General features: G+C 60.3%; 18 protein-coding genes. 14 read left to right on the forward strand and 4 right to left on the reverse strand.

The window, feature by feature from the left end; genetic code table 11:
- Positions 1-141: 141 nt before the first annotated feature.
- The 8 genes from BUE09_RS02220 (at position 142) to BUE09_RS02255 (ending at position 14,197) form a co-directional block, all read left to right on the forward strand.
- The gene (locus tag BUE09_RS02220) at positions 142-1,887 is read left to right on the forward strand and encodes a potassium/proton antiporter (RefSeq protein WP_073299079.1); all 1,746 of its coding nucleotides are present in this window, start codon (positions 142-144) and stop codon (positions 1,885-1,887) included.
- A gap of 108 nt (positions 1,888-1,995) precedes the next feature.
- On the forward strand, positions 1,996-5,295 hold the full coding sequence (gene mscK / locus BUE09_RS02225) for a mechanosensitive channel MscK (protein ID WP_073299080.1): 3,300 nt from the start codon (positions 1,996-1,998) through the stop codon (positions 5,293-5,295).
- Positions 5,296-5,376: 81 nt separating this feature from the next.
- On the forward strand, positions 5,377-6,837 hold the full coding sequence (gene selO, locus BUE09_RS02230) for a protein adenylyltransferase SelO (protein ID WP_073299081.1): 1,461 nt from the start codon (positions 5,377-5,379) through the stop codon (positions 6,835-6,837).
- 280 nt (positions 6,838-7,117) lie between these two features.
- A complete protein-coding gene (locus BUE09_RS02235) occupies positions 7,118-7,636 on the forward strand; it encodes an Hcp family type VI secretion system effector (RefSeq protein WP_019339876.1) in 519 nt (172 codons plus the stop codon).
- A gap of 258 nt (positions 7,637-7,894) precedes the next feature.
- Positions 7,895-9,997 carry a type VI secretion system Vgr family protein gene (locus BUE09_RS02240; RefSeq protein ID WP_073299082.1) on the forward strand — a complete coding sequence of 701 codons (2,103 nt, stop codon included), beginning with the start codon at positions 7,895-7,897 and terminating at the stop codon, positions 9,995-9,997.
- Entirely contained in the window at positions 9,994-10,569 is a 576-nt protein-coding gene (locus tag BUE09_RS02245; protein ID WP_073299083.1) for a DUF4123 domain-containing protein, read from the forward strand. Before BUE09_RS02240 ends, BUE09_RS02245 begins: the two co-directional genes overlap by 4 nt.
- Positions 10,566-13,247, forward strand: a complete 2,682-nt coding sequence (locus BUE09_RS02250) for a toxin VasX (protein ID WP_073299084.1) — start codon at positions 10,566-10,568, stop codon at positions 13,245-13,247. Before BUE09_RS02245 ends, BUE09_RS02250 begins: the two co-directional genes overlap by 4 nt.
- Entirely contained in the window at positions 13,238-14,197 is a 960-nt protein-coding gene (locus BUE09_RS02255) for a hypothetical protein (protein WP_073299085.1), read from the forward strand. Before BUE09_RS02250 ends, BUE09_RS02255 begins: the two co-directional genes overlap by 10 nt.
- An 80-nt stretch (positions 14,198-14,277) precedes the next feature.
- Here the strand turns inward: BUE09_RS02255 and BUE09_RS02260 are convergent, their stop codons facing one another.
- Positions 14,278-14,994: a UTRA domain-containing protein gene (locus BUE09_RS02260; RefSeq protein WP_073299086.1), complete on the reverse strand. Its 717-nt coding sequence runs from the start codon at positions 14,992-14,994 to the stop codon at positions 14,278-14,280.
- Between the two features lie 352 nt (positions 14,995-15,346).
- Between BUE09_RS02260 and BUE09_RS02265 the strand changes: the two genes are divergently transcribed.
- The 6 genes from BUE09_RS02265 to BUE09_RS02290 all read left to right on the forward strand — a co-directional run bounded on the left by BUE09_RS02265 (position 15,347) and on the right by BUE09_RS02290 (position 21,062).
- Positions 15,347-16,405, forward strand: coding sequence for an ABC transporter substrate-binding protein (locus BUE09_RS02265; RefSeq protein WP_073299087.1), 1,059 nt, complete (start codon positions 15,347-15,349; stop codon positions 16,403-16,405).
- A gap of 240 nt (positions 16,406-16,645) precedes the next feature.
- The gene (locus BUE09_RS02270) at positions 16,646-17,449 is read left to right on the forward strand and encodes an alkaline phosphatase family protein (RefSeq protein WP_073299088.1); all 804 of its coding nucleotides are present in this window, start codon (positions 16,646-16,648) and stop codon (positions 17,447-17,449) included.
- A complete protein-coding gene (locus BUE09_RS02275; RefSeq protein WP_231975543.1) occupies positions 17,446-18,357 on the forward strand; it encodes an ABC transporter permease in 912 nt (303 codons plus the stop codon). Before BUE09_RS02270 ends, BUE09_RS02275 begins: the two co-directional genes overlap by 4 nt.
- Complete coding sequence (locus tag BUE09_RS02280) at positions 18,344-19,141, forward strand: ABC transporter permease (protein ID WP_073299089.1); 798 nt, start codon at positions 18,344-18,346, stop codon at positions 19,139-19,141. The genes BUE09_RS02275 and BUE09_RS02280 overlap by 14 nt, the downstream gene beginning before the upstream one ends.
- Positions 19,142-19,407: 266 nt before the next feature.
- Positions 19,408-20,409: an ABC transporter ATP-binding protein gene (locus tag BUE09_RS02285; RefSeq protein ID WP_073299090.1), complete on the forward strand. Its 1,002-nt coding sequence runs from the start codon at positions 19,408-19,410 to the stop codon at positions 20,407-20,409.
- Positions 20,409-21,062, forward strand: a complete 654-nt coding sequence (locus tag BUE09_RS02290) for an HAD family hydrolase (protein ID WP_073299091.1) — start codon at positions 20,409-20,411, stop codon at positions 21,060-21,062. The genes BUE09_RS02285 and BUE09_RS02290 overlap by 1 nt, the downstream gene beginning before the upstream one ends.
- 18 nt (positions 21,063-21,080) lie before the next feature.
- Here BUE09_RS02290 and BUE09_RS02295 read toward each other — a convergent pair whose 3' ends face one another.
- From BUE09_RS02295 to BUE09_RS02305, 3 genes are read right to left on the reverse strand one after another with little or no spacing between them, the layout of a single operon-like run.
- Positions 21,081-22,277 carry a hybrid sensor histidine kinase/response regulator gene (locus BUE09_RS02295; protein ID WP_073299092.1) on the reverse strand — a complete coding sequence of 399 codons (1,197 nt, stop codon included), beginning with the start codon at positions 22,275-22,277 and terminating at the stop codon, positions 21,081-21,083.
- Between the two features lie 3 nt (positions 22,278-22,280).
- Positions 22,281-22,880 carry a chemotaxis protein CheB gene (locus BUE09_RS02300; RefSeq protein WP_073299093.1) on the reverse strand — a complete coding sequence of 200 codons (600 nt, stop codon included), beginning with the start codon at positions 22,878-22,880 and terminating at the stop codon, positions 22,281-22,283.
- Positions 22,877-23,695, reverse strand: a complete 819-nt coding sequence (locus BUE09_RS02305; RefSeq protein ID WP_073299094.1) for a CheR family methyltransferase — start codon at positions 23,693-23,695, stop codon at positions 22,877-22,879. The genes BUE09_RS02300 and BUE09_RS02305 overlap by 4 nt, the downstream gene beginning before the upstream one ends.

The raw sequence follows: 23,695 nt of genomic DNA on the forward strand, positions 1-23,695 counted from the left end.
CACTGACACCAGGTTCCGGTGTCGGCGGGGCGCGTCCGTCGTTCCACCGGCTTTTTTTGACAGCTCGCTAAATCAGCAGGTTAGAATCGCTGGCATGCACCCTGCATGACATCATGCGAGACTGATCTACGGAGCGCGCGCTTGGATATCGGCAACATCAACCACCTGTTCTTTATCAGTGCCCTGTTGGTGGCGGCCAGTATCCTGATGAGCTCTCTTTCGACCCGCCTCGGCGTGCCAATCCTGGTGATATTCCTCGCGGTGGGCATGCTCGCCGGTGTCGACGGCATCGGCGGTATCGTATTCAACGATTATTCGCTGGCATTCCTGATCAGTAACCTGGCGCTGGCAATCATCCTGCTCGATGGTGGCATGCGTACCCGAGCTGCCACTTTTCGCGTGGCGCTCTGGCCAGCCTTTTCGCTGGCTACCGCTGGCGTGGTAGTTACCTCCGGCCTGACCGGCCTGGCCGCGGCCTGGCTGTTCCAGTTGCCATTGATGCAAGGGCTGCTGGTCGGCGCCATCGTCGGCTCGACAGACGCGGCGGTCGTGTTCAACCTACTCAACGGCCGCGGGCTCAACGAACGGGTCGGCTCGACGCTGGAAATTGAGTCAGGCAGCAACGATCCCATGGCCATGTTCCTCACCGTCGCGCTGATCGACATGCTGGCCTCCGGCGACACCGGCTTCGGCTGGGGTTTCTTTGTCAATCTGGTGCAGCAGTTCGGTATCGGCACCTTGCTGGGCCTGTCCGGTGGTTGGTTGCTGTTGCACCTGATCAACCGCCTCTCGGTCGCCGACGGCCTGTACCCGCTGCTGGCCGTGGCCGGTGGCATCATGATCTATGCGCTGTCTGGTGCCATCGGCGGCAGCGGCATCCTTGCGGTCTATGTCTGTGGCCTGCTGCTGGGCAACCGGCCCATTCGCAATCGCCACGGTATCCTGCACATGTTCGACGGTCTGGCCTGGCTCAGCCAGATCGGCATGTTCCTGGTGCTCGGCCTGCTGCTTACGCCCAGCGAGTTATTGCCGATTGCCCTACCGGCGCTGGCGCTGTCGTTGTGGATGATCCTTTTTGCCCGGCCGCTGGCGGTGTTCATTGGTCTGGCGCCGTTTCGCAGCTTCCATTTGCGTGAACGATTGTTCATCTCCTGGATCGGTTTGCGCGGTGCAGTACCGGTAATCCTCGCGGTGTTTCCGTTGATGGCCGGTCTAGAAAATGCCCAGCTGTTCTTCAATGTAGCGTTCTTTATTGTGCTGGTCTCGCTGCTGCTGCAGGGCACGACCCTGACCTGGGCCGCCAAGAAAGCCAAGGTGGAGGTGCCGCCGTCGCCATTGCCGATCTCCCGCACCGGCTTACAGATCCACACAACCAGTCAGTGGGAGATGTTCATCTACCGGCTTACCGCGAAAAAATGGTGCGTCGGCGCTGCGCTGCGCGAATTGAAGATGCCAACCGGCACGCGCATTGCCGCACTGTTCCGCGGCAAGGCACTGCTTCACCCCTCCGGCAGCACCCGCCTGCAGGTCGATGACATTCTCTGCGTGATTGGCCATGAAGATGATCTGCCAGCGCTCGGCAAGCTGTTCAGCGAGGCGCCGCAGCGCGGGCGTGACATGCGTTTCTTCGGTGACTTCATTCTGGAAAGCGAGGCGCAGATGAGCGCGCTCGCCGCCCTCTACGGCCTGAAATTGGATGATGTGAATGGCGACCAGCCGATCGGTGATTTCATGGCCGAACGCGTCGGCGGCAAGCCGGTCGTCGGTGATCAGATCGAGTGGAACGGCCTGACATGGACCATCGCGGCGATGGAGCATGGGGAAGTGCGCAAGGTCGGTCTGAAGTTTCCGGAAGGTAATCCGCCGGGCCCGAGCTTGCACTTCTGAGTTGTGCCGCGCCGCATATAGCGCGGGCTGCGGCGTTCCGATCTATGGACTCGCCTCGGCCATCCGCAGCCCTTAGACTCCGCACTCATTTCGTATCCGATAGCACTCATGGCCCTCTTCCGCACCCTGCTGCTGGCGACCCTGTTCATCATCGCCCCGTCTACCGCCGTTGTTCAAGCCGCACCCACGGTGCCTGGCCTGCCCGGCAGCCAGGCTGGCGAAGCAGAAGCGCCGAAAGACGCGCAGCCCAGCGTTGATGAAAGCGCCCAGCGCCTCGCGGAACAAACCGAGACGGCGCAGCGGCGCCTGGACGAGCTCAAGGCCGAACTCGCGGGCGCAGCCAAGGAGATCGCCGAATCTCAGCGGGAATTAAGCAAGCTCAAAGGCAGCGACACCAGCGATATGCCGGCGAAGCTGGCCAAGCTGACGGTTCCCGCGCTCGAACAACGGCTGGCCGAGCGCATCGAACAGCTGTCGGCTTGGCAAACGGCCCTGACAGCAGCCAACAGCATGATCATCAGCGCCCAGACGCGTCCTGAACGTGCCCAGGCGGACATCAGCAAGCACCAGACTCGCATCGACGAGATCAATAGCCTGCTCAAGGCAGGGCGCGAAGGCGGCAAGGCACTGAGTGACGAGCGCCGGGCACTGCTCAGCGCCGAGAGGGCCGCGCTCAAGGCGCAGATCGAGCTGCGCCGCAACGAACTGGCCGGAAACAGCCTGCTACAAGACCTTGGCGTTGCACGGCGCGATCTGCTGTCCGAGCGCATCGCACGCGCCGAGCAGGAAACCATGGCGCTCCAGACGGCGATCAACAACAAACGCCGCGAAGAGTCCGAGCAGACCGTCGCAGAGTTCTCGCTAAAAGCTGAGAAGGCCGGCTCCGACAAGCTGTTGCCCGCCGAAAGCGCCGAGAACCGCAAGCTCTCGGATTACCTGCTACGCGCCACCGAACGCCTCAACGACCTGACCCAGGAAAATCTGCAAACGCGCCAGCAGCTGGACACGCTGAACCAGGCCGACCAGGCATTGGAAGAGCAGATTGCCGTACTCGAGGGCAGCCTGCTGCTATCGAAGGTTCTCTACCAGCAGAAGCAGGCGTTGCCGCAGCTAAGCCTGGACAAGAATCTGGCCGATGAGATCGCCGACATTCGCCTCTACCAGTTCGAGCTGAGCCAGCGTCGGGAGCTCAGCGGTAACGTTGAAGACTACGTCGATCAGCAGCTCGCCAAGCTGCCGACGAACGAAGTCACGCCGGAGCTGCGCAGTGCATTGCTGGAGCTGATACGCACCCGCAGCGAGCTGCTCGACCGGCTGAACCACGAGCTCAACGCACTGCTTAGCGAATCGATCACTCTGCAGCTGAATCAACGCCAGCTTCAGACCAAAGCTCAGGCACTGCGCGAAACGCTGGACGAGCAGATGTTCTGGATCCCGAGCAACAAGCCGCTGGACCTAGACTGGTTCAAGAGCGTGCCGACGCTGCTGGATCGCCAGTTGCGTGCGATGCCCTGGGGCTCCGTGTTCGAGGCGCTCGGCGCCGGACTGCTGGAACGACCGCTGTTCTTCGTACCGCTAATGCTGGTGATCGGTTTACTGCTCTGGCGCCGCAACGCCATCAACGCCAAGCTCGATTTGCTCAGCGCCGACATCGGCCATTTCCGCCACGACAGCCAGTTGCACACGCCGCTGGCGCTGCTGCTGAATTTCTTGCTGGCACTCCCCGGCGCGCTGTTCCTGGCACTTTGTGGTTACCTCTTGCAGATGGACGGGCGAGGACAAAACGTCAGCCTCGGTGCCGCCTTCTACCAGATGGCGCAGGCCTGGTTGGTGTTCTACAGCGCCTATCGCATGCTCTCGCCGAATCGAGTGGCCGAGACTCATTTTGGCTGGTTCCGCCCCCAGGTGGCCTTCCTTCGCAACGAGATTCGTCGCCTGGGGCTGGTCGTCATAGCCCTCGTAGCGGTCGTGGCCATCGCCGAACATCAACCAGGCAGCTTGGTCGATGATGTAATCGGCATTGCCGTGGTGCTGACCTGCTTCGCGCTGATGAGCTGGCGCCTGACGCGGCTGCTGCTCAAAGGCCCATCGAGCCAGAACGCTCCGCCAGTGCGACGCATCATCGGTCTGTTGTTCAGCATGCTGCCGCTGGCGCTGATCGTGGTCGTGGGGCTCGGTTATTACTACACCGCCCTTAAGCTGACCGGCCGGTTGATCGATACGCTGTATCTCTTGCTGGCCTGGGTCGTCATCGAGGCCGCCCTGATCAGAGGCCTGACCGTGGCGGCGCGACGCCTGGCATACAAGCGGGCCATCGCCAAGCGGGATGCCGGTTCCGATGATGCCGGTGCCGCTCACGAGGGCGCGGCCGAACCAGGCCTCGCCATCGAACAGGTCAATGAACAATCCCTGCGCCTGACCAGGCTGGCCATGTTCGGTCTGTTCTTCGTTGTGCTCTATTGGGTCTGGGCTGACCTGATCAGTGTGGTGTCGTACCTCGATAACGTCACGCTGTACGAATTCACCAGCGGCAGCGGTGAGACCGCCAGCACGTCCGCCATCACCCTGAACAACCTGCTCGGTGCCCTGGCCACAGTCGTCATAACCTTCGCGCTCGCACGCAACTTGCCGGGCCTCCTCGAGGTACTAGTACTTTCCCGGATGCGCCTGGCGCAGGGCAGCGCCTACGCGACCGGCACCTTGCTCTCGTACACGCTGGTTGGCATCGGTATTGTCACGACGTTATCGACCCTTGGCGTGAGCTGGGACAAGCTGCAATGGCTGGTCGCTGCGTTGTCGGTGGGCTTAGGCTTCGGCCTGCAGGAGATCTTCGCCAACTTCGTATCGGGATTGATCATTCTGTTCGAGAAACCGGTACGCATCGGCGACGTGGTAACCATTGGCAATCTATCCGGAACAGTCAGCCGCATTCGCATTCGGGCGACGACCATTACCGATTTCGACAACAAGGAGATCATCGTCCCGAACAAAACGTTCGTGACCGACCAGCTCGTCAACTGGTCGCTCAATGACACCATCACCCGGGTCACGATTCGCATCGGCGTGCAGTTCGGCTCCGAGCTGGAAGAAGTACGAAATCTCCTCTTCCAAGCAGCCCGGGAGAACCCTCGCGTGCTCAAGGAGCCTGAACCGCAGGTCTTCTTCCTCAACTTCGGCGAGAGTCGGTTGGAGCATGAGCTTCGCCTGCATGTGCGGGATCTCGGGGACCGCAATCCGGTTATCGATGAGATAAACCGGCGTATCGATCAGGAGTTCCGCACTCGCGGGATCGTCATCGCATTCCGTCAGCTGGACGTGCACCTGAAAAACGCGCCGCCGGGCCTGGAGATGCAGCGTGCCGATCACAGCGAAACGCCTCTCGGGGCGCCTGCCAACGGTCAGACTTGAGGAACGCTCCGACAGGCAAGACCTCCAATTCAACGTGCGCTCGCCCACGGGCGCTACATTTCAGGACCGTCCGGAGCCCCCTTGAAGACTCTCACCGAGCTGAATTTCGACAACCGCTTCGCCCGTCTCGGCGATGTGTTTTCCACTGAGGTAACCCCTCAACCGCTGGAAGCACCGCGCCTGGTGGTAGCCAGCGAGGCGGCCATGGCACTGCTGGATCTCGACCCGGCAGTGGCGGAGGATCCGCTATTTACCGAGTTGTTCTCTGCACACAAGCTCTGGAGCACGGCGGAACCACGTGCGATGGTCTATTCCGGCCACCAGTTCGGCAGCTACAACCCGCAACTGGGTGATGGGCGCGGTTTGCTACTCGGCGAAGTGGTCAATGAGGCCGGCGAGCATTGGGACCTGCACCTCAAGGGTGCCGGGCTGACACCCTATTCCCGCATGGGTGACGGCCGTGCCGTGCTGCGTTCATCGATCCGCGAGTTTCTGGCCAGCGAGCATTTACATGCGCTGCGCATTCCCAGTTCGCGCGCGCTCTGCGTCACCGGCTCGGATACGCCGGTCTACCGTGAGCGCCAGGAACGCGGCGCGATGCTGATGCGTCTCGCGCCCAGCCACGTGCGCTTCGGCCATTTCGAATTCTTCTACTACACCAAGCAGCATGACGAACTGAAGAAGCTGCTTGATCATGTTGTCGAAAGCCACTTTTCCGAATGCCTGGAGCACCCGGAGCCCTACCACTCCTTCTTCCGTGAAGTGCTGGAGCGCACCGCGGAAATGGTCGCCAAATGGCAGGCGTATGGCTTCTGTCATGGCGTGATGAACACCGACAACATGTCCATTCTGGGCATCACCTTCGACTTCGGGCCCTACGCATTCCTTGACGACTTCGATGCGCGCTTCATCTGCAACCACTCCGACCATGCCGGCCGGTATTCCTACGAGAATCAGGTGCCGATTGCGCACTGGAACCTCGCCGCGCTGGCGCAGGCGCTGACGCCCTTCATCGCCATCGAGCAGCTGCGGGCGACCATGGACCTGTTCCTGCCGATCTACGAAACGGTGTGGCTCGATCTGATGCGCAAACGGCTGGGCTTTCAGACTGCCGAGCAAGACGACAAAGAGCTGATCCAACGCTTGCTACAGCTGATGCAGAGCAGCGCCATCGACTACACGCGCTTCTTCCGCGAGCTCGGTGACAGCCCGGCAGAGAGGGCTCTGGCTCGGCTGCGTGAAGATTTCGTCGACATCAAAGCCTTCGATGAATGGGCTGCGAGCTACCGCCAGCGTTCCGAGCGCGAAAGCGGCGATCACGAAGCGCGCCGGACCCGCATGCACGCAGCCAACCCAAAGTACATTCTGCGCAACTACCTGGCGCAAAAGGCAATCGAGGCCGCCGAGGCAGGCGACTACGGCCCGGTGCGTGAGCTGCACGGGGTGCTTAGCCGCCCCTTCGACGAGCAGCCAGGCATGGAGCGCTACGCCGAGCGCCCGCCGGAGTGGGGCAAGCATCTGGAAATCAGCTGCTCGTCCTGAGCCCCGGCCTGCGCAACATGCTGCGCAGGCTTTGGCTTGGGGCAATCGACCTGTAGTTGTGAAGCGAGCAATGGCGGGTGCTAGAGAGATGTGCGCCAAATATTGCGCAACTGCGGGCAGGATGTTGCCCAACGAAATGTGAGCGATGGCGCAGAGCAGACAGCAGGTACCACAGAGGGTATTTCTAACCTATTGAAACAAAAAGATTAAATTTAGCTGGCACGCGCTTTGTACTTACTCTGCTGCCATTCTGGCATTCAACAAGGCAAGGAGAGCGTTCATGCCAACACCCGCGTATCTGTCCCTCGAAGGCACCAAGCAAGGCCTGATCACCGCAGGCACCTTTACCGAGGACTCGGTCGGCAATATTTTCCAGGAAGGACACGAAGACCAGATTCTGGTGCAGGCTTTCCAGCACCAGGTCATCATCCCGCGCGATCCGCAGTCCGGCCAACCCACCGGCCAGCGGGTGCACAAGCCCCTGATGATCACCAAGGTGTTCGACAAGTCGTCGCCGCTGATCTTCAACGCACTGACCTCGGGTGAACGCCTGAACAAGTGCCGCCTGGAGTGGTACCGCACCTCCTCCACCGGTACTCAGGAGCACTACTTCACCATCGAACTGGAAGATGCGGTGATCGTCGATGTGCAGTCGCGCATGCCCAACTGCCAGGATCCGAACATGTCGCATTTCACCCACCTGGAAGACGTCTACTTCACCTACCGCAAGATCGTCTGGACTCACGAAGTCTCCGGCACTTCCGGCTCGGACGACTGGCGCACCCCGATCTCGGCCTAAGCCTTGATCAGGCCTCGCGGCCACGGTTAATCCACATCGGCCAGGTTTACCTGGCCGATGCGTTTCTAGCTGACGCATTCGGCAAACAACGTAGTGCTTCACACGGATATTTCGCCAAAAGGGCGAGAATAGCTGCCAGATTTCTGCGGAACTGGATGCCTCTCCAATCCGCGCTACGGCACGCCTGAAATACAGGCGATGCCGCCTTGCGAACCGTTACCGGCTCGCCGCCATGGACTGGTTACAAAGGAACAGGGAATGTTCAATCCGGCTAACGACACGCACTTCAGTCTTGCGATTGAAGGCGCTCAATTTGGCTTGCAGGTACTCGAATTCAACGGTCGAGAGGCCATCTCGCAGCCCTTCGCGTTCGACCTCGAACTGGTCAGCGAACGCTCCGATATCGATCTGGAAAGCCTTCTACATCAGCGTGCCTTTCTAGCCTTGTCGCCTGCCGGCAAGGGTATCCATGGCTTGATCTACAGCGCAGCGCAAGGCAACTCCGGCAAACGCCTGACGCGCTATCGGATCACCTTGCGTCCACAGCTCGCCTACCTGTCCCACTGCGCCAACCAACGTATCTTCCAGCAACTCTCGGTACCGCAGATCGTTGCCAAGGTGCTTGATGAGCACGGCATCCTCGCCGGTGACCGCCACCGTTTCGATCTTGGCCCGGTGGTCTACCCCAAAAGGGATTACTGCGTTCAGTACGACGAAACGGACCTGCACTTCATCCAACGCCTATGCGAAGAAGAAGGCATCCACTACCACTTCCAACACAGCGAAACCGGCCACATGCTGGTGTTCGGCGATGACCAGACGGTGTTTCCAACGCTTGCCTCGGTTGCCTATCAACAGAACAGCGGCCTGGTTGCTGATGAGCCGGTCATCAAGCGCTTCGGCGTGCGCGTCGAGACCCGCACCAGCCGCGTTACCCGCCGCGATTACGATTTCGAGAAGCCTCGTCTGACGATGGAAACCGCGGTTCAGAGCAGCACTCAGCCCGACCTCGAGGACTATGAGTACCCAGGTCGCTTCGTCGACCGCGAACGAGGCAAGCATCTGTCCCGGCGAGCACTGGAACGCCATCGCCACGACTTCGAACTGGCTGAAGGCGCGAGTGACCAGCCGCTACTTATCAGCGGTCATTTCCTTCCCATCACCAACCATCCACGTAGCGACTGGAATCAGCTCTGGCTGCTGACCGAAGTTTTCCATGAGGGCAAGCAACCGCAGGTGTTGGAAGAGTCCGTCACTGATTTTTCAAGCGCCTCCGCGCTGACGCCCTCCCCGCCCCACAGCGAGGAACCCATTGCAGATAACGACTTCATCCAAGGCTACCGAAACCAGTTCACTGCGACCCCTTGGGCCGTCGCCTTCCGGCCCGCAAACAGCCACGCCAAACCCCGAATTCTCGGCAGCCAGAGCGCGGTAGTGACAGGCCCGACTGGCGAAGAGATCCATTGCGACAAGTACGGCCGGGTGAAGGTGCAATTTTTCTGGGATCGCGAAGGCAAAGCCGATGAACACACCAGCTGCTGGCTGCGCGTGAGCTCAAGCTGGGCCGGGAATCGTTACGGCGCTATCGCCATTCCACGCGTGGGCATGGAAGTACTGGTCACCTTTCTCGAAGGCGACCCCGACCAGCCCCTCGTGTCCGGTTGCTTGTATCACAAGGAAAACGCCGTCCCTTACGAGCTGCCCGCAAACAAGACCCGCAGCGTCTTTAAAACCTTGAGCAGCCCAGGCGGTGGCGGCTATAACGAACTGCGCATCGAAGACCGCAAGGGCGCCGAGCAGATCTACCTCCGCGCCCAGCGCGACTGGGACGAGAACATCGAGCACGACCAGAAAATCCGTGTCGGCCACGAACGCCACGATATCGTCGAGGCCGACAGCCACAGCGAATTCAAAGCCGAAGAACACCGCACCACCCACCTCGACCGCCGCAGCGAAATCAAAGCAGACGACCACCTGACCGTCGGCAATAACCAGCACGTCAAGATCGGCACCGGCCAGTTCATCGAAGCCGGCAACGAAATCCACCTCTCCAGCGGCCTGAAAGTGGTCCTCGAAGCCGGCAGCGAGCTGACTTTTAAAGCAGCGGGTAGTTTTATCAAGCTCGACGGTAGCGGCATCACGATGGTCGGGCCGCGGATCAGGATGAACTCGGGTGGGAGTCCGGGGAAAGGCTCGGGCGCGGCGCCGATATTGCCGGCCCAGGTCAAGCTGGCGGATGCGGATGTGTCAGGGATGGCATTGGAAGCTCTGGTGAAGCAAAACATCTTGTTTCGCAGTACCGGCGCGGGGATATGCGAAGTATGCGAAGCCGCCAAGACATCAAACGGAGATGGCGCATGAGCTCCGGAACGTCCGATGGAAACGGCTTCATTCTGTTGGATGGTGCACGATACGAGAACGCAACGGCATGGCTGTATCAGCACTTTCCGAGCCATCAACCGACACCGCTACTTGTGGGTACGGCCTATGAGCCCATCGCCGATGCGGGCCCTATTTTGCTTGATGCGTCCGTCGGCAGTATGGCCTATATAGCCTGGCGTCGCGGAACCGAAATCAAGGATGGACTATGGCTGGAAAGCACAGCATCTATGGACGACATGCACCGCATCCTGCAGCGACGCCTCCGCATTCTTACGCCTGAATCTTCTGAGCTTTGGCTGCGCTTGGGTGACGCCCGACCGCTCTATCAAGCATGGCTACGCAGGGCGCAATGGCCAGAAGGGTTCTGGCATCGCATCTCACGCATCTGGCTTCACCACGAAGGGAAAACTTTCTGTGCGTGGCAAAACGAACAGCCGAAAAATGATGCCGCGCCAGCCGATTGTGGCCTCGCCGCGCAAATGACGCTGGACTGGCAACTGCTGGAAGCGCTTGCCAAGCAGGACGACACGGCAAAGGAGGCTCTTCTATGACTGCTCACCTTCCCGGACCATCCAGCCTGAGCGTAGCCGCCTGCCCACTGCTTAGCGCCGTCCTACCGTTGCGCTATGCGCTCGGGCCAACACTGGCGGTGGATACCGCCGCCTATGATTTGCCCGCACTGCAGGGCAACTTCCCAGCCATCGGTGATTACTTCGAGCCCCTGCAAGGCCGTCCGCTTAACTACACCGCCCGCCTTTTGCGTGATGGCTGGTTATACGTTTGGCAAAGCACCATGCAGCAATTAGTCGAGTACCGCGTCAGCCAGGCTACCTTTTCCCAGACAGCCCGTGGCGGGAAGGTCATTGACGGACGCAGCTTGCCCTACCTGCTTCTCCCTGCCGGAACACCCGCGATGTTGGTCTGGTCGCCGCAGCAATGGGCCGCTGCGTCATTCGCGGCAGCCAAAAACAAACCAGAGGTGCGCCAACGAGTGATGCGTACCATCACCCCCGGAGCGGCACCCTTCAGTGGCCAGGCCCGTACTGTCCACGAGCGTATCGGGGACTACATGGACGCCAACTGGTACGGCTGGAGCTGCGAACCATCCACATCCCACCGCCCAGCCTGGCCACAACTACTGGAAGACATGCAACGCTGCGAACAGCAGTCTTACGCCTTAATCGACGATCCCTGGGGCGTACTACTGGATCTGGCTGAATTGCTCCGCGCACGCCAACAAGCTTTTAACGTCACTCGGGAAATCCGCGGCGAAGATTGGGCCATGGCCGGTGTGCTCAAGTCCCTGGCCGAAAGCGATTCGCAAATTGGCGGGCAGCTACGGAACATAACCGATTACGGCAGATTGCAAACCGCCTGGCAGGAGCAAAGTCAGGAAGAGGATGCATACAGTGCTGATGTGCGCCGTCTCAGTGAACTTTGGTCGGCCTGGTTCAATACCCTGGCACAGCGTGGCCCCGCCAGCCTAAACACTGCCTGCGGTCACTTCGACATTACCCAACCGGCCCCACGAACGGAGCTAGAGCTGCACTTCGCCGCTGCCTGCCTTGGCCCAGCGACAACGGGTCCTGGCGCGCAGGCCATCGCCAATGCTTTAACGCTTCAGCAACAGGCAGGTAAACCCTGGTTGGTCTGGTCACTATTGGGTCTGGGTAAACGCCTGAGTATTGGTGAGATAAACACCATTGTCGGGCTGGCCGATGGCGCCAGAGACAATGGTGCCAGTGCCCTGGCCGAAGCACGCAAGGTGGCGGAACTGCTTAACCAAGCGGCTGAAAAACTGGCCCGCCATATTCAGGGATCAGCACTGGAAGCGCTGTTCACCGCCCTAGCCCCAATTGCTGGGGTGGGTCTGCAACAAGCCAATGATGGCACCAAGGCTGCCGGACGCCTCTACCTGGCTGCCGCGCTGGCGCGTAGTCAGCAGCGTCTGGCTATCGAGGTCGTCAGTCGGCGCCAAGTCGGGGAGTGGATGAGTGACCAGATGGGCACACGGCCCCAACTGCCCGCCAAACTCATACCCACACAACTGAGCGTTGCGGTCAGTGATGCCTTGCCGTTCTTCCGACTGCTACCGGCCGCAGACCTGCCCGCGTTGACCGGGCACTTGGCAGCCGACGTCAATCTCAAGGTAATGCTCGACCTTAGCAAAGGAGCGTTGGAAAAGGCTCCGGTAAAGTGTCTGGTGGCTCTAGTCGCCGGAATGAATTTTGTTTGGGGTGGGGCACAGTTGACTGAAAAACAGTCAGGTAAAGGCTGGCTGAGTTTTACAGGAGGAGCATTTGGCGTTGCCTCTGCTACATCCGCAATAGCACAAAAAGTTGCCGAAGTAGACTGGGAAGCAACCACCAAGATTGCAGGTTCCCATTCTCTCTCGTCACAAGCAGCTCTGACCAAAGCCCTGGGCGTCGGCGCGAGAACCGCTTTATCGCAATCCGTCACCTCAGGCTTTGATGTAATGGTCTTCAGTATTGAGGCATTGGAGTCCTATCAAGCCGGTGATATCGATACCGCGAATATTAATGCCGGACTTACCCTGGCCTCCGCCTCCAACCTGCGGCTGTACGTGCAGAGTTTTCGAGCCATACGCGCCGCCCGAGCGGCGGTGATCGCTGGCGAGGCTGCGGCTATCGGACGAGGTGTTAGCGTAGTCCCGCACCTAGCCACCCGCGCACTGGGCTGGACCTTGCTGATTGTCGGCGGGGTCATCGCCCGGCAATACACGCAAGACACGCCACTGGAAACCTGGGTCAAGCGCACCCGCTTTGGCATCCGCCCTGCCGACTGGGCCGATAGTTACGAGCAATCGATGACCGAGCTTTATAGAATCGTCTTCCCCATCAGCTTCCAGGCTTATCGTCTCAACGAGCTGAACCCCTATCGCGGCATGCAGACCATCACCTATGTACTACTGCGCCTACCGGGCAGGGATACCCTGACCGACGAGATGATCCACTTCAAAGGGCACGAAACCTGGGGCACCTTTCTGGGCTTCGGCCGCACCCGCAAGGCCGTGGAATGGACGGGCAAAGATTTTGATCATCATGGCGGTACTCAAGTCAGAACCGAACCAGGGGTTGCAGTCTACCGACGCGTTTACCATGAAAAAAACGGCGACGAAGTCGATGCCATTCATGGCGAACTAAGCTATTCGCCCATTGAAGGCCTGACCCTGCCACCTATTGAAATCAAGGAACTCGCGTGGCTGTAAGCGACCTGATCCAGCAAGCCCGCGCCCGCTTCGGACAAGCGCCCAGTGTGCTGTTGCGCGCCGACCAGTCCACGGGGGAGAAGCCTTGGGAGATGTTCGTTACCGAAGAACATACCGAACACTATCTGGCCTTAAAGGCAGGAGGCGATACTGATAGGGGAATGCTTACTGGAGTAATGGGCGGTGTTGGAGGATTAGCCACAATTCTCATGAGTGCCATTCTGATCCTGACTGGGAAGATAGAAGGCGTTTGGATGGGACTGGCATTGGCTGTCATTTTCTTCATCGTCCCCTTTCTCTGGGAAACCCGCCGCCCTCTCCCCTTGCCAATCCTCTTCAACCGCCGTACCCGCGAGGTCTATTTCGATCACAACGGTGAGCTCTACCACAGCCCATGGGATGGTATTGAAGCGCTGGCCGGTGAGTACGTGATGGTCGGCCCCCATACCGGCGGCATGCGTAACGCTTCGCTGGAAGTTCTGGTGCGCCGATTGGGGGAACCGGATAAGGCGCTGCTAGTCAGTCTCGGGCTGCCCATGGGCAAGACGTTGCAAATGCAAAAAGGCTTCTGGGAATGGCTGCGTGCCTATATGGACAACGGCCCCTGGTTTGATGAAAACGGCCAACGCAGCGATTCGGATGTCTATGTCAAGGAAATGCTCAAGGCTGGCAATATCAAAGGCACTGACTGGCACTCATTGACACTGGCCAAGATAGCCGAGAAGAAAGCCGCCAACGGCGGAAAGAACTACCTAGAGTGGACCGATGCTTTCATGCTGGTTTGGGAGGTGCTGTCTTACCCGACGAGCTGGCTACAAGAGTACACCTATAGAATTGCCAAACGTCGCTCGCGCAATCGCTGGCCGCAGATTGTCACCGAACGTCTGCAAGCTGATGGGCCAACCACGCGGTTGATCGATCTGGAGCGTGAGCGGGGGCTGGATGTATAGCTAGCCCTGCTGCCTCGGTGAGTTCCTTACAGCCAGTGAATTGCGATATGCCTGCCGCGCTAATCCATGAGCGCCCGCCCCTACTCCGGCACCTCCACACACACATGAATCGCATCATGCCGCCAATACTCCACATCGCAGTCAATGATCCGCTCATGCTGATCTCGGTTCAGACGGGTAATGCGCAGGGCTGGGCTGCCGGGGGCGGTGCGCAGGGTTGTGGCGGCTTCGGGGTGGAGGGCGGTGGGGACCATGTCGAAGCGGACACGACCGTAATGGATGCCGTATTCGCTGGCATAGAGTTCAGTCAGCGAGCGGGTCAGGTCGTAGTAGAGGATGCCAGGGAAGTAGCTGGGGTTTAGATAGTGCTCTACGTAGAGCACCAGACGGCCATCGATGCGCCGCGCACGGCGGATCTGGATGACGCCGGATAACCCGGGCAATCCCAGTCGCGCGCATATGTCTGCCGCAGCGGGCACCAACCGGGCCGACAGGACTTCAGTCGCAGGGGTCCGGCCTTGCTCCTGGACCATGGCGTGAAAGTGGCTACGCACAAGCGGGTTGTAGGCGATCCGGGGTGGTGACACGAACCAGCCGCGGCGATCCTCGCGGTAGATCAACCCCTGCGATTCGAGCTGACCCAGTGCCTCGCGCAGCGTGATCCGCGTGGTATTGAACAACTCGCTGAGTTTACGTTCGGACGGCAGCTGGCCGCTGGGCTGCAGCAACCCGTGGACGATCTGCTCTTGCAAGGATCGGCAGATTGCCGTAACCGCCCTTGGTGCCTCGTCACGCATCACCTTTTCTCCAGCTGGACTAGTCCAGCACCAGAACGGAGCGCTGGGCTGTCCGTTTTTGCGCCCCAAACAACAACCCAGCCTAGGCGAGCCAGATGACCGGCGCGTGACATCGGCCCGCAAGAGCCGGCTTTGCGGCCATCGTCGTGGCCGTTCAAGCGTATCGGTGAATTTAGATAAGACCGCACCAGGCAAGGCGCTCAGCCTGAGCTAGGCTTGCTACGGCACTCCTGTCGCAGTGTCGCCAGCTTGGGCGATGGCGGAGGCAACGACATCAAATTGTCATTTGCACCCCCTAGATTGGCCCCAATCTTGCTGATCTAGACCAACCTGACCTGCGAAGGAGCTTCGAATGAAACGACTGCTGCTGGCTTCACTGCTGGGATCGGCGATCGCCCTGGCAACATCGGCGACTGCTGCACAAACGGACCTGAAAAGCCTCGAAAAGGCCGCGCGTGCGGAAGGTGAGGTCAACAGCGTCGGCATGCCGGACAGCTGGGCCAACTGGAAGGACACCTGGCAGGACCTTGAGAAGAAATACGGCCTCAAGCACATGGACACCGATATGAGCTCGGCCCAGGAGATCGCCAAATTCGCCGCAGAGAAAGACAACGCTACGGCCGACATTGGCGACGTCGGCGCCGCGTTCGGGCCGATCGCCGTGCAGCAGGGCGTCACCCAGGCCTACAAGCCAAGCACCTGGGAGCAGATTCCGGACTGGGCGAAGGACAAGGACGGTCACTGGATGTTGGCGTACACCGGCTCGATTGCCTTCATCGTCAACAAGCAACTGGTCGACAAGGCGCCAAGCTCCTGGGCCGAGCTCAAGGATGGCAAGTACAAGGTCGCCATCGGTGACGTCAGTGCCGCCGCGCAGGCGGTGAATGGCGTGCTGGCGGCTGCCATCGCCAACGGCGGCGACGAGGCGAACATCCAGCCGGGCCTGGACTATTTTGCCGAGATCGCCAAGCAAGGCCGCCTGTCCTTGTCGAACCCGACAATCCAGACACTGGAGCGCGGCGAAGTGGAAGTGGGCGTGGTCTGGGACTTCAATGGCCTGTCCTATCGCGATCAGATCGACCCCAGCCGCTTCGAAGTACTGATCCCCTCCGATGGCTCGGTGATTTCCGGCTACACGACCATCATTAACAAATGGGCGAAACACCCCAACGCCGCCAAGCTCACCCGCGAATACATCCTCTCCGATGCCGGGCAGATCAACCTGGCCAAGGGTAACGCCCGGCCGATCCGCGCCGAGCATCTGACACTGCCGGCCGCAGTGCAGGCCAAGCTGCTGCCGAACGAGCAGTATGCCAAGGTCAAACCCATCGAGAACGCGGACGCCTGGGAAGCGACCTCCAAGGCGCTGCCGCAGCAGTGGCAGGAAAACGTGATTATCGAGATGGAGTGATCGGCTGCCAACCGACAGCAACGTAAGGTGGTGAGCGGCGCCCCGCTTCAGCACGCCAGCACGCAGGCGGTGGGCTGAAGCCCACCCTACGATGCGCACCAGGTGTGCCGGAAGGCGGGTTCGGTCGGGGTTTGTAGGGTGGGCTTTAGCCCACCAGAGAAAGTCCTGCCGAAGAAATGGTGGCTGAGCGCAGCGCCGCCCGGCCCACCCTACGGCGCACTCCTGATAAGGAAAAGTCCCATGGGAAAAGCCATCCTCGTTGTGCTCGACGGCCTCAGCTATCAGGTCGCGGAGCACGCGCTCGGCCATCTACAGGCCCATTGCATGGCCGGCCGTGGCGCGCTGTACCGCCTGGAATGTGAATTACCCGCGCTGTCTCGCCCTCTTTATGAATGCATCCTGACCGGCGTGCCGCCCATCGAGAGCGGCATCGTGCACAACGATGTGGTGCGGCTGTCCACCGAGCACAGCATCTTTCACTACGCCCGCGACGCCGGGTTGAGTACGGCAGCCGCGGCCTATCATTGGGTCAGCGAGCTATACAACCGCGCGCCGTTTCACGCCGTACGCGACCGTCACAGCGAGACCCCCGAACTGCCGATCCAGCACGGGCATTTCTACTACGAAGACCATTACCCTGATTCCCACTTGTTTGCCGATGCGGAAAGCCTGCGGCTGCGGCATAGCCCCGACTTCCTGCTGGTGCACCCGATGAATATCGACGACGCCGGCCACAAACACGGCCTGGATTCGTCCCAATACCGCAACGCGGCGCGACGCGCCGACATCCTGCTGGCGGAATACCTGCAGCGCTGGCTGGATGACGGCTATCAGGTGCTGGTGACGGCCGATCACGGCATGAACAGCGATCGCTCCCACAATGGCCTGCTGCCCGAAGAGCGTGACGTGCCGTTGTTCGCCCTCGGCTCGGCGTTCAGCCTCGACCCGGCCGCTCGCCCGGAACAGATCGAGCTGTGCGGCACGTTGTGCGAGCTGCTCGGCGTGCCGCATGACAAACCGCTGTGCCAGGAGCTGCTGAAATGACCGCGCCGCTCCAGAACAACCTCAAGACTGCCGCCATACGCAACCATGCGGCTCCGACCGCGGTCGGCCGTAGGCCAGTACGTGGCAAACACCTGGCACTGCTCTGCCTACTGCCCTTCGCCCTGTTCTTTTTCGCCTTTCAGATCGCCCCGCTGCTGTGGGTGACGGTCAACAGCCTGAACACGCCAGAAGGCTGGGGCTTGACCAATTTCCAGAAGATCTTCGGTTCAAAGTTCTACCTGCAAGCCATCAAGCACAGCCTGCAAATCTCTTTCTGGTCGAGCCTGTTCGGCATCGTCATTGCGATTCTCGGCAGCTACTCGCTGCGTCAGGTCGACTCCAGGCTGCGCGACTTTGTCATGGCTTTTTCCAACATGACCAGCAACTTCGCCGGCGTACCGTTGGCCTTCGCCTTCGTCATCCTGCTCGGCTTCAACGGGGCGCTGACCATCCTGCTCAAGCAGGCCGGGATCATCGAGGACTTCAACCTCTACTCCAAGAACGGTCTGATCGTGCTCTACACCTATTTTCAGATTCCGCTGGGCGTGTTGCTGCTCTACCCCGCATTCGACGCGCTGCGCGAAGATTGGCGCGAATCGGCCGCGCTGCTGGGCGCTGGCACCTGGAGCTATTGGCGATTCATCGGGTTGCCAGTCCTAACGCCTGCACTGCTGGGCACCTTCGTCATCCTGCTGGCCAATGCGCTGGGCGCCTATGCAACCGTCTACTACCTCACCACCGGCAACTTCAACGTCTTGCCAATCCGCATCGCAGCAATGATTTCCGGCGACATATCGCTGGATCCGCACATGGCCAGCGCATTGGCGATGGTGCTGGTCGGGCTGATGGGCGTGATTACCGTGGTGCATCAGGTGCTGCTGAAGAGGAGCTACCATGCGAGCCGCTGAAGCCAGGCGCGGTCTGCTTTACCACCGTATTGTGGTGTGGCTGCTGTTTCTGATCCTACTGCTACCCTTAGCGGCAACTTTTCTCTATTCGATCTCCAGCAGTTGGTCAGCGACCATCCTGCCGGACGGGCTGACCTTCGACTGGTATGTACAGCTCTGGAGTGAAGAGCGCTTCCTGCGCGCATTCGCCCAGTCCCTGCTGGTCTGCCTCGGGGCGCTGGCCCTGGCGGTGGTGCTGATACTGCCGCTGCTGTTCGTGGTGCATTACCACTTTCCCAAGCTCGACGGGCTGATGAACATCCTGATTTTACTGCCCTTCGCCGTGCCGCCGGTGGTGTCCTCGGTCGGCCTGCTGCAGCTTTACGGCTCGGGCCCGCTGGCGATGGTCGGGACGCCTTGGATCCTGATTGGCGCCTACTTCACCATTGCGCTGCCGTTCATGTACCGGGCGATCAGCAACAATCTGCAGGCGATCAACCTGCGCGACCTGATGGACGCCGCCCACCTGCTTGGCGCCAGCACCTGGAAGGCGGCGTTCCTCGTCGTGCTACCGAACTTGCGCAAGGGGTTGATGGTGTCGCTGTTCCTGTCCTTTTCCTTTCTGTTCGGTGAATTCGTCTTCGCGAATCTACTGGTCGGCACGCGCTACGAAACCCTGCAGGTCTATCTGAACAACATGAAAAACAGCAGCGGTCACTTCAACAGCGCGCTGGTGATTTCTTACTTCTTCTTCGTGCTGGTGTTCACCTGGGCGGCGACCCGGTTGAATCAGGAGAAGCCCTGAGGGGAAGTGTTTGCAAGAGGGCCTGGCTAGTTTGCTCGGTGGGCTGAAGCCCACCCTACGTGACTCACCGGGCGTACCGGAAGGCGTGCTCAGCGGGTTTTGTAGGGTGGGCTTTAGCCCACCAGAGAGAGCCTCCGCAGAAGAACCGGCGGGCTGAAGCCCATCCTACGGAATGGCAGCATGGTGCTGAAACGGAGCGCCGCCTGGCCAACCTTTTTTACGACAGGCCCCGGCCACCGCTGCGGCTATTCGAGACAGGAATCCTCATGAGCTACCTTTCCATTCGCGGTCTGCATAAATCCTTTGGCGATACCCAGGTTTTCAGCGACATCAACTGCGAAGTCGCCAAGGGTGAGCTGATCACCCTGCTCGGCCCGTCCGGCTGCGGTAAGTCCACGCTGCTGCGCTGCATCGCCGGACTTACCGAGGTCAACAATGGGCAGCTTCTGCTCGACGGCGAAGACCTGGTGCCGCTTGCCCCACAAACGCGCCAGATCGGCATGGTGTTTCAGAGTTACGCGCTGTTCCCCAACATGACGGTCGAGCAAAACATCTCGTTTGGTCTGCGCATGCAGAAAATCGCCAGGGACGAAAGCGGACGGCGAGTGGCCGAGGTGCTGGAGATGGTCGAGCTCGGCGAATTCGCCCGGCGCTACCCGAGCCAGCTCTCGGGCGGACAATGCCAGCGTGTAGCCCTGGCGCGCTCGCTGGTCACCCGCCCGCGCCTGCTCTTGCTCGACGAACCCCTATCGGCACTGGATGCGCGCATCCGCAAGCACCTGCGCGAGCAGATTCGCGCGATCCAGCAGGAGCTGGGGCTGACGACCATTTTCGTCACCCACGACCAAGAGGAAGCGCTGACGCTCTCCGACCGCATCCTGCTGATGAACGCCGGGCGCATCGTCCAGAGTGCCGATGCCGAAACGCTCTACACTGCGCCGGTGAATGCGTTCGCCGCCGGCTTTATCGGCAATTACAACCTGCTTGCTCCAGACACCGCCGCACGGCTGTTGCAACGCCCTGTCGATGCACAGGTGGCGATCCGCCCGGAAGCCATCGCACTGACCCACTCAACCGACGGCCACTCCAATATTGCCGCCGTGATCAAAAGCCACAGTCTGCTTGGCAACGTGATTCGATACCGCGTCGAAGCGCGCGGGGTCGAACTGCTGGTCGATGTACTGAATCGTTCTGCTGCCGATCTCTATCCCCGCGGCTGCCAGGTAGGCCTTACCATTGACGCTACGGCAATTCACGAGGTGGCTTGATGGCATTGGCAATTTTCGACCTGGACGAAACCCTGATCGACGGCGACTGCGCGAGTCTCTGGGCTCATGAAATGGCCAAGATCGGCTGGGTGGATGGCGAGTCATTCCTGCGCAAGGACGCCGAGCTGATGGCCGAATACGCCTTCGGCACGCTGGCGATGGAAGACTACATGGCGTTCAGCCTCACGCCACTGGTTGGCCGCACGGCTGACGAGGTGGACCACGTGGTCGCACCCTTCATCGAAGATGTGATCGAGCCGCTGATCTACAGCGATGCCATGCGCCAGGTCGCTCAGCACCGCAAGGCGGGTGACCGCATCCTGGTGATCTCCGCTTCGGCAGGGTTTCTGGTCGAAGCAGTGGCCAGCCGACTCGGCATCGGGGATGTGCTGGCGATTCAGTTGGAAGAACAGCACGGTTTCTACAGTGGCAACACCCGAGGGGTGCTCACCTACCGAGAAGGCAAAGTCAGTCGGTTGCGCGAGTGGGCTGAGGCTGAGGGTGAATCGCTGGAAGGGGCGTATTTCTACTCCGACTCGATCAACGATCTGCCGCTGCTCGAGCAGGTAGCACACCCACACGTGGTGAATCCTGATCCACTGTTGCGCAAGCAAGCGGAGGCCAAGGGCTGGCCGCAACTGAGCTGGTCCTGAGTTTCGCCCGGGGCCGCCTCAGGCTCCGGCGTTCAGCGGCAGCAGAACACGGAACAGCGCACCCTTTCCCTCTTCGCTCTCTACCTGAATCAGTCCGCTGTGCGCCTTGATAATCTGCTCGGCGATGAACAACCCGAGCCCGAGCCCGGCGCTACTCTCGCTACCTTCAGCTCGCTCGAACTGACAGAAGATTCGCTCCAGACTCTTCTGGCTGATGCCGATGCCGTGATCGCGCACCTCGATGCAGGCGCCCGCTGCGGTAGTACTGACGTTCACCTGCACCGGTTTGCCGGCGCCGTAACGCATGGCATTGGTCAACAGGTTCGCCAACACCTGCTCGATACGAAACTCGTCCCAAAGGCCGATCACCGGCTCCGGGCGCTGGAACAGCAGTGTGCAGCCACTGGCTTCCATCTGCGGGGCAAAATTCTCCACCACGCTGGCTACGAGCTTTCCCAAATCCACCCGCGTCGGCCGGATCGACAGCTTGCCGGTGCGAATCCGCGACACGTCAAGCATGTCGTCGATCAGGCGGATCAGGCTCTGGATCTGCCGCTCATCCTTGTCGACCATCTGCCGTAGCCTGTCCGGGCTGATCGCCGCGACGTTCTCGCGACCGAGCTGTAACTTACGCAACTGCACTTCCAGAATGAGCGTATTGAGCGGCGTCTTCAGCTCATGGGAGACGATCGACATGAAGTCGTCGCGCATGCGCACCGCATTCTCCAGCTCGGCCTTGGTGCTGCGCAGCTCGTCGAGCAGCACTTCCTGTTCTCGGCGGCTGCGCTCCAGCTCTTCCAGCTGACGCGCCAGGCGCTTGCGGTTGCGATACAGGTCAACGAACACGCTGACCTTGCCGCGCACCGCATGGGTGTCCAGCGGCTTCTGCATGAAGTCGACGGCACCGCTTTCGTAGCCCTTGAAGGCATAGTCGAGCTCGCGCCCGGCGGCGCTGACAAAGACGATGGGGATCTGCTTGGTGCGCTCGGTACCGCGCATCAGCTCAGCCAGCTGGAAACCATCCATGCCCGGCATCTGGACATCGAGAATGGCCAATGCGAACTCGTGGCGGAGCAGCAGCTCAAGCGCCTGCTCCGCCGATTCGGCCTGATGCACGCGGATGCCCGGCCCCTTCAGCAGAGCGTCCAGCGCCAGCAGGTTTTCTGGCAGATCATCGACGATCAGCAGGTTCGCTTCATCGGTTTGATTGGGCATCGGTTACTCCAGATCACGCAACAATCGATGAATATCGCGTAAGGGCAAAATGTAATCCGGCGCGAAGCGCTGGAGTGCAGCACGTGGCATCGTCGGCACCTCGGCTTCGCCGGGCTCCTGAACGATGGTGAGGCCACCGGCCTGCTTGATTGACTCGAGGCCGGCGGCGCCGTCCTCGTTAGCCCCGGTCAGGAGAATGCCGGCGACGCGGTCGCCCCAGACATCTGCCGCTGACTCGAAGAGCACATCGATCGAAGGTCTCGAAAAATGCATCGCCTCATCCTGGCTGAGCGACAGGGTCATGTCCGTCTCGACCAGCAGGTGATAGCCCGGCGCTGCGAAGTAGAGCGTGCCGCCGTGCACCGGCTCTTTGTCGCGCGCTTCCTTCACAGCCAGATCGGTCTTGCGCTGGAAGATCTCCACCAGTTGGGTCGGCCCTTTCGGGGGCACATGCTGAACCATCAGCAGCGGCAAGCGAAACGTGCGTGGCAACCCCGACACCAGCGCACTGAGCGCGGCCAACCCGCCAGCCGACGCGCCGATCACCACGGCATCCACAGGCCGGGCGGGTAGCTTGGTTGAGGCTTCGGCAGGCGCTTTCATAGCTTGCGGAAAATCCTTTCCTGCTTGTTGAAGGCTTCGAACCGCTCGGCATAGCCGGAAAACTCGAGGGTTTCCTTGCTGCCGAGGCCGAGAAAGCCGCGATGACAGAGCGAATCGAGAAACAGACCAAAGGCCCGGTCTTGCAGCGGCTTGTTGAAATAGATCAGCACGTTGCGGCAGGAAATCAACTGCGTTTCGGCGAATACGCTGTCGGTCGCCAAGCTGTGATCGGCGAACGTTACGTTCTCTTTCAACGACTTATCCATGATTGCCGAGTCGTAGGCGGCCGTATAGTAATCACTCAAGCTGTGCTTACCACCGGCAGATTGGTAGTTATCGGTGTACTGGCGCATGTTATCGATGTTGAAGATGCCCTGACGCGCACGTTCGAGCGACCTTGGGTTGATGTCGGTCGCGTACAAAATTGTGCGATCGAGCAACCCTTCTTCCTTGAGCAGGATCGCCATCGAGTAAACTTCTTCGCCCGTACTGCAACCGGCAATCCAGATTTTCAGTGACGGGTAAGTGCGCAGTACCGGGATCACCTGCTCACGCAAGGCCAGGTAATAGCTGGGGTCACGGAACATTTCGCTCACGGGGATGGTTAGGAACTGCAGCAGCTCCATGAACGCCTGGGCGTCGTAGAGAATCCGGCGCTGCAACTCCGAAATGCTCTCGCAGCCCATCTGCTTTAGCGCCAGCAGCACCCGACGCTTGAGCGAAGCACCGGAATAGTCGCGGAAATCGTAACTGTAGCGCAGGTAGATCGCTTCGATCAGCAGCTTCAGTTCGATGGCCTGGTTGCGGTCCGGCAT

It is taken from the genome of Stutzerimonas xanthomarina DSM 18231, from assembly GCF_900129835.1.
Classification (GTDB): domain Bacteria; phylum Pseudomonadota; class Gammaproteobacteria; order Pseudomonadales; family Pseudomonadaceae; genus Stutzerimonas; species Stutzerimonas xanthomarina.